This window comes from Planctomycetia bacterium (assembly GCA_021413845.1).
GTDB lineage: Bacteria > Planctomycetota > Planctomycetia > Pirellulales > PNKZ01 > PNKZ01.
Window position 1 is genome coordinate 1 of the sequence record JAIOPP010000138.1, and the last position, 10013, is coordinate 10013.

10 protein-coding genes and 1 other RNA gene are annotated in these 10013 nt (G+C 60.3%); 9 read left to right on the forward strand and 2 right to left on the reverse strand.

Annotated features, from left to right (window positions below; translation table 11 throughout):
* Window positions 1-416, reverse strand: a 416-nt coding sequence (locus K8U03_23515; GenBank protein ID MCE9607865.1) for a DinB family protein, incomplete at its 3' end; no start/stop codon positions are given.
* Between the two features lie 293 nt (window positions 417-709).
* On the opposite strand from K8U03_23515, the gene ffs reads away from it, so the two are divergent.
* The 6 genes from ffs to K8U03_23545 all read left to right on the forward strand — a co-directional run bounded on the left by ffs (window position 710) and on the right by K8U03_23545 (window position 5590).
* An RNA gene (ffs, locus tag K8U03_23520) (signal recognition particle sRNA small type) lies at window positions 710-808 on the forward strand.
* Between the two features lie 139 nt (window positions 809-947).
* Complete coding sequence (gene dnaX, locus K8U03_23525; GenBank protein ID MCE9607866.1) at window positions 948-2873, forward strand: DNA polymerase III subunit gamma/tau; 1926 nt, start codon at window positions 948-950, stop codon at window positions 2871-2873.
* Window positions 2874-2987: 114 nt separating this feature from the next.
* The gene (gene recR, locus K8U03_23530; GenBank protein ID MCE9607867.1) at window positions 2988-3587 is read left to right on the forward strand and encodes a recombination mediator RecR; all 600 of its coding nucleotides are present in this window, start codon (window positions 2988-2990) and stop codon (window positions 3585-3587) included.
* 85 nt (window positions 3588-3672) lie between these two features.
* On the forward strand, window positions 3673-5148 hold the full coding sequence (rpoN, locus tag K8U03_23535) for an RNA polymerase factor sigma-54 (protein MCE9607868.1): 1476 nt from the start codon (window positions 3673-3675) through the stop codon (window positions 5146-5148).
* A 41-nt stretch (window positions 5149-5189) separates the two neighbouring features.
* Window positions 5190-5375, forward strand: a complete 186-nt coding sequence (locus K8U03_23540; GenBank protein MCE9607869.1) for a type II toxin-antitoxin system HicA family toxin — start codon at window positions 5190-5192, stop codon at window positions 5373-5375.
* A complete protein-coding gene (locus K8U03_23545; protein MCE9607870.1) occupies window positions 5372-5590 on the forward strand; it encodes a type II toxin-antitoxin system HicB family antitoxin in 219 nt (72 codons plus the stop codon). Before K8U03_23540 ends, K8U03_23545 begins: the two co-directional genes overlap by 4 nt.
* 5 nt (window positions 5591-5595) lie before the next feature.
* On the opposite strand, the gene K8U03_23550 is transcribed toward K8U03_23545, so the two are convergent.
* Window positions 5596-7203, reverse strand: coding sequence for a hypothetical protein (locus tag K8U03_23550; GenBank protein MCE9607871.1), 1608 nt, complete (start codon window positions 7201-7203; stop codon window positions 5596-5598).
* A 117-nt stretch (window positions 7204-7320) separates the two neighbouring features.
* Here K8U03_23550 and nrdR point away from each other — a divergent pair, with 117 nt between their 5' ends.
* The 3 genes from nrdR to K8U03_23565 all read left to right on the forward strand — a co-directional run bounded on the left by nrdR (window position 7321) and on the right by K8U03_23565 (window position 9831).
* The gene (gene nrdR, locus K8U03_23555) at window positions 7321-7788 is read left to right on the forward strand and encodes a transcriptional regulator NrdR (protein MCE9607872.1); all 468 of its coding nucleotides are present in this window, start codon (window positions 7321-7323) and stop codon (window positions 7786-7788) included.
* 114 nt (window positions 7789-7902) lie between these two features.
* Complete coding sequence (locus tag K8U03_23560; GenBank protein ID MCE9607873.1) at window positions 7903-8259, forward strand: DMT family protein; 357 nt, start codon at window positions 7903-7905, stop codon at window positions 8257-8259.
* Window positions 8260-8412: 153 nt separating this feature from the next.
* The gene (locus K8U03_23565) at window positions 8413-9831 is read left to right on the forward strand and encodes a selenium-binding family protein (GenBank protein ID MCE9607874.1); all 1419 of its coding nucleotides are present in this window, start codon (window positions 8413-8415) and stop codon (window positions 9829-9831) included.
* Window positions 9832-10013: the final 182 nt, after the last annotated feature.

Genomic DNA, 10013 nt, shown 5'->3' on the forward strand with positions numbered 1-10013 from the left:
GCCATCTCGAATACCGAGCCGAAGTCGGGCAGGAACTCCGGGGCCCCTTTCGGCAGCGGTTTCTCTAGGTCCTGCTCGTCCATCGCGTCGAGTACTTCGAGCAACGCCGTACGACGTTCGTTCATCACGTCGAGCACTTTCGCCGGTTCCGGATAGTCGGCCGGGTTGTTCGTCGGGCGGGAGCCGGTGCCGAACGCCTGATCGAATTCCGGCCGTCGCACGACTTTCTCCGGAGCCAAGGTCGACAAAAAGAAGTTGTCGGCGGTCGCCATGTGCCCGGCGAACCACAGGGCGTGATTCGCGTTCGGATGCACTTGGTGCGTCCACTGCTCGGGAGTCGCGATATCGGTGAGCAGCGACCGGCTATAGTCTCGCGCGGTGAGCAACTGCTTCTTCAAACGCTGTTTCACGGTCATGACGTTTCTCGCACTCGCCTGGGCTCGGGCTCCACTGCAAGTATCGCAACGCCCCCGACCAGCGACAACCGCCCGGCCTGCGGAAGCATGAATGTCGAAATCCGAAGGACGAAAGAAGCACGAATGACGAAGCTCGAAGGGGGCTTCCACGCATCGAAAAGCCTTTCGTCCTTCCGGCTTCGTCATTCTTTCGTCTTTCGAGCTTCGACATTCGTCATTTCCAGCCTGCCCCTTTTGACGCCGCCCCTTCGGCCAGTTACAACTACTCCTGTCGGCAACGACGAACGGCCTCCTGCGAGAGGCCCCCGCAATGGGGACCTGTGAACCTGGTCAGGGGAGAAATCCAGCAGCCATAAGCGGTCAGCCTCATGTGCGGTGGGTCTCTCGCCGGGGGCCGTTCCCGATAAAGCTGCTCACGCGAGCCGCTAAGATCAACGGCCGCTAAGATGTTTTCGGACGAAGGGGGAGAAGCGGGGCACGCCACCTGCCGCTTTCGTCTCCCGACGCGTTTTTCCCTTACGCGATTTCAAAATGTCCGACTTGCTCCCCGAAACCGACCCTGAATCCGCCGACCGCGCCGCCGCAGCGGCCCCCGCCGGCGAATACGTCGTCGTCGCGAGGCGCTATCGCCCGCAAGCTTTTGCCGAGCTCGTCGGCCAGCAGCACGTCGCACAAGCCCTGTCGGGTGCGATCCACTCGCATCGCGTCGGCCATGCCTACCTCTTCACCGGCGCGCGTGGAGTCGGCAAGACATCGACCGCACGGATCTTCGCCAAGGCGCTCAATTGCGAGCAAGGCCCGACCGATACGCCGTGCAACGAGTGCGACATTTGCCGCAGCATCACCTCGGGCGACGATGTCGACGTCATCGAGATCGACGGGGCGAGCAACCGCGGTATCGACGACATTCGTCAACTCCGCCAGAACGTGAACGTCCGGCCGAGTCGGGCTCGGTTCAAGATCTACATCATCGACGAAGTCCACATGCTCTCGCGCGACGCTTTCAACGCTTTGTTGAAGACGCTCGAAGAACCGCCGGAGCATGTGAAGTTTATGTTCTGCACGACCGAGCCGGAAAAAATCCCGATCACGATCCTCTCGCGCTGTCAGCGTTTCGACTTCGCGGGGGTCGAAACCTCGATGATCGCCGAGCGCTTGCGGCAGATTACGGAGATCGAAGGAGTCGAAGTCGAAGCCGAGGCGTTGGAGCTGTTGGCGCGGCGGGCGGCCGGTTCGATGCGCGATAGCCAGTCGTTGCTGGAGCAAATTCTCGCCGCCGGCGGCAAGCGAGTGACGACCGACGACGTCCAGCGGCTCTTAGGCATCGCGACCGATGCCCGACTGACGAAGCTCGTCGAGTGTCTCATGTCGCGCAACGCCGCCGGTGCGCTGGCCGAACTCGACGGCGCGGTGCGGCAGGGGGTCGAAGTCGGGCAGATGCTCGATCAACTGCTCGGTTACTTGCGCGATCTCTTGGCGGCGGCCGTCGGCTGCCCATCGACGTCGTTTCTTTACGTGACGCCCAGCCGAGCGATCGACGTCGCGAAGGCCGGGCCGCAGATCGGCGTGCATACGCTGTTGGCGATGTTGCAGATCGTCGAGCAGGCGGCCGGCCGGCTTAAGCAGTCGACGGCGAGCCGGACGTTGGTCGAGATCGCGCTAGTACGAATCTGCTGCCTCGACGACCTCGACGATCTGGGAACGCTCATCGCGCAGTTGTCGACCGGCGGGGCCGGCGGCATGGTGGTTGCTCCCGGACCACGCCCGACTCCGGTAGCTGGACAGTTGGGAAATTCAGGAATTTCCGGACGGCAATCCCCCCCGTCTTCCCCAGAAGATAATGAAGCGCTAAAAAAAAACGTTGAGTCGGTAATCGCACCGGTTTCCGAGGCGCCGGCTCCGTCCTTGCCGTCTCCGAAACCAGTGGAGGCGAAGCCGGCCGAACGCTCGAACGGCCAAGCTCACGCTGCCCAAATAGAGCCCGCTTCCGCCCCGATCCAGGCCCCTTCCGGCGTTTCGCAAACTTCCAAACCATCGGAAGTTGCGCTTCCGCATCCGACGTCGGCCGACCTCCGCAAGGCCTGGGACCGGATGATCGACGAGTTCCGCAATATGCTTGGAGACCATGCCGAGAAATGCGAGACCCTGGCATTTTTCGTGCCGAATCGGCTGGTCGCGTCGTTCCCTAAAAAATACAATCTGTCTAAGGTTCAGTGCGAGCGACCTGATTCGGTATCGCGTATCAACGAGGCGATGACGAAATCGGTCGGTCGACCGCTCCGTTTGGAATGCGTTTTGCTAGAGGACCGGGGCGGGGCGGAAACGAAGAAGGACGCCCCCCGAGGTCCGACGCAACACGAGAAGCTCAGAGAGAAGACACAGCAGCCGTTCGTCCGCCAAGCCTTGGAGCTTTTCGACGCGCGGCTGATCCGGCTGGAAGAAGATAAAGACCAGTAGCGAACCGTACGGCTAGCGAACAGCACGGCAGCGGTCGGTAGGAAACCAAATAAGAACGCATGCGACGAGCACATCCGTTTCGTCGTCGCGTAGTTTTCAACGGAGTTCGGGTTTTTGAGTCAAATCGCCCAGTCGGTTACGCGCTTGATCGAGGAGTTCAACAAGCTGCCGGGCATCGGCAAGAAGACGGCCGAGCGATTGACCTACCATGTGCTTCGCGTCCACAAGACTGAAGCGATGGGGCTCGCCGAGGCGATTCGAGCAGTGAAGGAAAACGTTCGTTACTGCGTGAACTGTTTCAACTTGTCGGAAGAGGAGACCTGCACGATCTGCCAAGACGCGCGCCGCGACCGCTCGCAGCTCTGCGTGGTCGAGCAGCCTCGCGACCTCATCGCGCTCGAGCAGGCGGGAAGTTTTCGCGGACTCTACCACGTGCTGCTCGGTCGGATCGCACCGCTCGAAGGGGTTGGGCCGGATCAACTGACGATCGACCGGTTGGTCGAACGGGTTCGAGAAGGAGCAACGAAGGAAGTGATTATGGCGACGAATCCGACGCTCGAAGGAGACGGCACGGCGCTATACATCTCCCACCGCCTAGCCGACTTTCCGATCCAGATAACGCGTCTCGCTCGGGGCTTAACGACGGGCAGCGTGCTAGAATTCGCTAACAAAGAGATTCTCGCCGATGCCCTGAGCGGCCGGCAAAAGTTTTGACCATCGACTCATTCGCTTCGTAGTAAAAAACATTTAGCAGCAGCGTTCCGGTTCCGTCTCCATCGTTTTTAAAGCACCCTTCGCCATGCGTCTCTCCTTCGGCCAGGAAATGCGTCAGGTCCAGAAGCAAATTCTGGCGCCGCGCATGATTCAGTCGATGGAAATCCTGCAGTTGCCGATCCAAGCCTTGGAAGAACGGATCGAGCAAGAGTTGCAAGAGAATCCCATCCTCGAGATGCAGGAAAACGATCCGGACCTTCCGGACGAATCGGTCGAGCGCGAAGATAGCGACGCGAAGACTTCGGAAGAAAAAGAACTCGTCGTCGACGAGTCGAAGAACAACGCCGACGACTTCGAGCGGCTCGAAAATCTCGGCGACGATTGGTCGCAAGACTTCGACGAGCGCCCCCGGATGTCGAGCAACCGGATGGCCGAAGAAGACGATCGTCGCCACGACGCGATCGCGAATATGGAGTCGAAGCCGCCGACGTTGTCCGATTATCTCATCGAGCAACTCGGCTGGTACGACCTCGACGAGCCGACGCGCCAGATGGCCGAGCGGATCATCTACAACCTCGATAAGAACGGCTACCTCGCCGGCCGACTCGAAGACCTGATCGATCTCTCGATGGGCTCCGCCGAAATTGCGCTCGCGCAGAAGGCTCTCGGCGTCATTCAGAAGCTCGACCCGCCCGGCATCGGGGCCCGCAATTTGAAGGAATGCCTGCTGCTGCAATTGCTGCCGGGCGTTCACCTCTACGAGCAGATGCGCGTGATGATCGCGAACCATCTGGAAGACTTCGAGCACAACCGCCTGCCGGCGATCCAGAAGAAGACCGGCTACTCGATCGAGATGATCCACGAAATCATCCATGAGCTGCGGAAGCTCAACCCGAAGCCGGGCGCGATGTTCACCGAGGTGCATGCCCCGACCGTCACGCCGGATGTATTCCTCGACGTCGACGAGCACGGCAAGTATTCGATTCGCCTCGAAGACGGCCGGGTGCCGAACCTGCACATCTCGAGCTACTACCGCAAGATGCTCGAGCGCGGCGTCACCGATCAAGAAAAAGAGTGGATCAAGCGGAAGCTCAACGCCGCCCAATGGCTCATCGAATCGATCGAACAACGCCGCAGCACGCTCACGCGCGTCTCGCAGGCGATCGTCGACCATCAAACCGAGTTTCTCAACAAAGGCCCTGAGTTTCTCGAGCCGCTCAAGATGCAGCAGATCGCCGATAAGGTCGGCGTCCACGTCACGACGGTCTCCCGCGCCGTCGACGATAAATGGATCCAAACGCCGCGCGGCATCTTCCCGCTCAAGCGCTTCTTCGCCGGCGGCACGACGACGGCCGACGGCGAAGAAATGGCCTGGGACACGGTTCGCATCCAGCTCCGCGACGTGATCGACAAGGAAGACAAGCAACGCCCGCTGAGCGACGACGACCTCGTAGCCGAACTCGGCAAGCGCGGCATCACGGTCGCCCGTCGCACGGTAACGAAGTACCGCAAGCTGATGAAAATCCCCAGCTCACGCGAACGCCGGGTTTGGACTGAGTAGATAAATTTATTTCGGGCCTGGGGTATATCGAAAGGCTCGGCATGAAGGTCCGCGATGCGATCAAGTTGATTGAAGCCGATGGTTGGGTTCATGTAAGAACACGCGGCAGCCATCGACAATTTAATCATGCGATCAAACGCGGGCTTGTTACTATTCCGGGAAAGCCGAACGACGACCTGTCGCCAGGAACGATGAATAGCATCCTCAAGCAAGCGGGTCTTAGATGAAGTATCTCATCGTTTTAGAACCGACCGATACCGGATTCTCGGCTTACTCTCCCGATCTGCCCGGATGTGTTTCCACGGGTGCGACTCGAAATGAGTGCGAGAGCAATATGCGCGATGCGATCGAGTTTCATCTCGATGGGCTACGCATCGAGGGGGAGCCGATTCCTTTGCCGAATTCCTACGCCGCATTCGTAGAAATCGCTTCGGCTCAGTAGCCGGTTTACGGCGCGTTCGCTCCGTCTACGAGCTTGCGCCAGAACGATCGCGCTTCGGCGATTTGCGTGTCCGCTACTTGCCGTTCTTTCGCGTCCGTGAGCTTCAGCTGCGCGGCTCGTTCTTCAAGCCAGTCGAGGAAGAATTGTGCCGAGTTGCGGCTTACGCGGGTCTTGCCGTCGATCTCCACGTACCACGGCGCGGTCAACGCGGCTCGATATGTGGTCTCGTTCTCGCATTGTGCTCGAATCAGGCACCAGCCGCTTTCGTGAAACACGGTTGTCGGAAACCGGCCTCCCTCCTTCGCCCAATCGCGAAGGGGCACATTATGTAAGATTTTGCCGTTTTGAATTACCTCGACGTAGGCGATCCGGTCGCGCGTCGCGAGATCCATTGCCATCTCCAGCGTTACCGGCGCGCCCGCTGGTCCGGTGAACACCGCGCCAGGCTTCTTGCCGTCGGCCCGAGGCTGAATCAACGGGCCGTTCGTCACGACGACCATTCCTGCCTTGAAACTTTCCCACCAAGCGTCGTAGCTGAGCGAATCCTTTTCGACCCACACGTACGTTCGATTGTAGCCGGCGGGATTGCCAACCGTGCCCGAGCCGGAGCCGGCTGAGGGGACCACGCGCAGGCCGACGTTGAGCATGTGGAAGTAAACGTCTTGGGCAAATCGAGCCGGGCCGGCGTAGCCGCGATAGATCGACTTGTCGAACGGCCGCCCCTGCCACGCGGTGTCGACTTTGTCGCGTTGCAGAAATGAGGCCAGGACGCGATAGCTGTCGACCTTTCCCTGGGCGAGCAAGATCGGTAAGTCCCACGCCCCGGGATGGGCGACGTCGACCCAGAGCGCCTTGTGCTGAGATTTGAGTTCGCCCAACTGCGGCATTAGCGGCAATAGCGGTTGCCCCTCGGTGCCCGCTCCGCCACTTAGCGGCAGCGGTTCCGGCAGGTTCAAGAGCGCGAGCGGCCCGCCGTTTCGGTCGTCGAGGCCGGCCATGAGCTGGTAGAACCGGTTCCGATCGAACGTCGCTACGATCTGTTTCGGCAGCTTCGTCTTCGCCCAATCGTTGCGGCGATTCGTCCAGGTCGTGAGGGGAGCGATGTGCAATTCGTCGGCTTGCATCGCCAGCTCGACTTCGCGCTGTGGGCGGCGAATGTCGAGATCGCCGGCCCACCAATCGCCGGCTCCCATGTCGACGATCCGTTTCAGCGTTACGGTCTTTTCGTCGTCGGCGCCGTCGTTGATCGTGAAGTAGCCGTTGGCCGTTTGGTATTCGGGGCCGTGATCGATCTCGAAGAAATAGTTGCCGCGAAAGAGCTCGAGCTGCACCGTTCCCGGCACGACGACATGGTCGTGCCAAAACGGGAGCTTCGGCACTTTGACGGCGATTCCTTTCTCGTTCTTCAGGTGTAAGCGAAAAGGAACCGGTTGATTCGACGCCGCGTCGACGACCCGCAGCAGGAGCTTTCCGGCTCCCAGAGCCGCCGGCGGAGCGATGAACGCCGTCGCCAAGATGCCGCACAGTACAATCGTTGCGAGCCGCACGCCGCACCTCCCGCTTTCACGAAGATCGGCTTTCACATGGCTGGAAAGCTTAAAAGAGTTTAGCATGCCGGTGCTCGGCGAGTCGGAGTCGGTGTGCGGATCGTGGATCGCCGAGCGGTTTGCAGCCCCGTCGCTGCCGGCTGCTGATTCTCACCGCGTCGGTCGTCGGTTATAGTAAGACCTATGATTTGCCCTTTCTGCCGCGTCGACAACGACCGAGTCATCGATTCTCGCACCAGCCAAGACGGCCTCGCGATACGTCGGCGGCGTGAATGCTTGGCCTGCAAACGGCGCTTCACCACCTACGAGCGCGTCGAAGAAATGTCGCTCAGGGTCGTCAAGAAAGACGGCAATCGGGTCCCGTTCGAGCGCGAGAAGATCAAGCGGGGGCTCGAAAAAGCCTGCTGGAAACGGCCGATCGCCCCGGACGATATCGAACGTGTCGTCACGGCGATCGAGAACGAAGTCTATAAGACTTACGAGGGCGAAGTCGTGAGCAACGACCTCGGCGAGCTCGTGATGCGCCACCTCAGCAAGCTCGACCAGATCGCCTACGTGCGGTTCGCGAGCGTCTATCGCGAATTCAAAGACGTGCGCGAGTTCGTCGAAGAGCTCGAGCCGATTCTCCGCGACGAGCCGCGCCGGAATTAAAGCCGCTCTGCGCCCCGGTCGATTGTCGCTAAAATGCTCCCTCGTTCGCGTGCGCCGTCGCTCGCCGTTACGGTGCGGCACGCTCGATCCCGAAAGTCTCACGGAGTAGCTCGCATGTTCGTCGACCGCATCCCCGTCCTCTGGCAAACCGTCGGGCTCTTGATCGTGTCGAACGTCTTTATGACGTTCGCCTGGTACGGCCATCTCAAAGAGCTTGCCGCCAAGCCGTGGTACGTCGCGGCGCTGGTGAGTTGGAGCGTCGCGCTGTTCGAGTATCTCGCGCAAGTCCCGGCGAACCGGATCGGCCACACGCAGCTGAGCGTCGGCCAGCTCAAGATCATCCAAGAAGTCATCACGCTCACGGTCTTCATTCCGTTCGCACTGTTCTACTTAAAAGAGCCGCTCAGGCTCAATTATCTCTGGGCCGGCATGTGCATGTGCGGCGCGGTGTACTTCGTGTTCAAGACGTGAGGCCTGCGAGCCCTGCTTCGTGTGCCTGCCGAGTATGAGCATGCGATGAGTTTGACTTCGAAAGTGGAAAGCACGGATCGGTAGCGATATCATGATGCCTTGGCGGAAGGTTCCGCCGTCGTTGCGTCGCGATTCCTCAAGAAGGAGCTTCTCATGGATCGTCGTCGATTCTTGGCCGCGGCTGCCGCCGCTGGTTCCGTCTCTTGGCTCCCTCCGCATCTGCTGGGAGAGCAACCGGGCGCCTCTCGCACTTTCGCTTCTCCCGCCGAGGCGATGAAGTCGCCGCGCGAAACGCTGATGTACGTGGTCGGCGTGTATGCAGGCACAGGGATTGATAAACCGGATTATCTCGCGACCGTCGATCTCGATCCCGCGTCGAAGACTTATTCGCAGATCATCCACCGGCTGCCGATGCCGAACGTCGGCGACGAGCTGCATCACTTCGGTTGGAACGCTTGCGGCAGTTGCCACGGCGACCACGCGCGCCGCTACTTGGTCGTTCCCGGGCTCGTCTCCGGTCGGATTCATATCATCGATACGCAGGATCCGAAGCAGCCGAAGCTGCACAAGGTCATTGAGCCCGACCAGATCGTTCGTAAGACGAAGCTGACCGCGCCGCATACCGTGCATTGCCTTGCCGACGGTCGGATCATGATCTCAATGCTCGGCGACGATCAGCTTGCCGGCCCGGGCGGGTTTCTCTTGCTCGACGACAAGTTCGAAATCGCCGGTCGTTGGGAGGCCGATCTCGCAGGCATGAACTACAACTACGATTTTTGGTATCAGCCGCGCCACAACGTGATGGTGAGCAGCGAATGGGCCGCGCCGAGCACCACGCGCCCCGGCTTCAAGCTCGACGACGTGAAGGCCGGCAAGTATGGGCACCATGTTCACTTCTGGGATTGGACGAAGCGCAAGATCGCGAAGAGCATCGACCTCGGCCCGCAGGGATTGATCCCGCTCGAAGTCCGTTTTCATCACAACCCCGAGAGCGCCCATGCTTACGTGGGCGCGGCCCTTTCGAGCGTGATGTGGCACTTCTTCAAGAAGGGCGACGAATGGCAGGCCGAGAAGGTAATCGAAGTTGCCGGGAAAGAGACGAAGGGTTGGGACTTCCCGGTGCCGGGCCTGATCAGCGATCTCGTCGTCTCGCTCGACGATCGTTGGCTTTACTTCTCGAATTGGCTGCACGGCGACATTCGCCAATACGATATTCGCGACCCTGCCAAGCCTAAGCTGACGGGACAAGTCTGGATCGGCGGAGTGATCGGCAACGCGCCGACGATTCGTGGCCGCAAAACTTCCGGCGGGCCGCAAATGCTGCAACTGAGCCTCGACGGCAAGCGGCTCTACGTGACCGACTCGCTGTTCAGCAGTTGGGACAATCAGTTTTATCCCGACATCGCCAAGCAAGGCTCGCTCATGCTGCAACTCGACGCCGACACGGAGCAGGGGGGCCTGAAGCTCAACGAGAATTTCCATCTCGACTTCGGCAAAGAACCCCACGGCCCGGCGCGAGCCCACGAGATGCGTTTCCCCGCCGGCGATTCGACGTCGGACGTGTGGATATAAACGACGCGCTCGACTGTTTGAGGCGAGCGGGGGCAGTCATGCCAGGGTTGTGAAGCTAGCGGGGTTGCTTTTTCACGAGGGGTTGCGAGACTTTTCTTCGGGGCATCGTCTCGGAGTTAAGCGATGTTGTCATCGATCTTTGCGCCGTTCGTAAAGCAGGGTCCGGCGGCCGTGATGTTTCG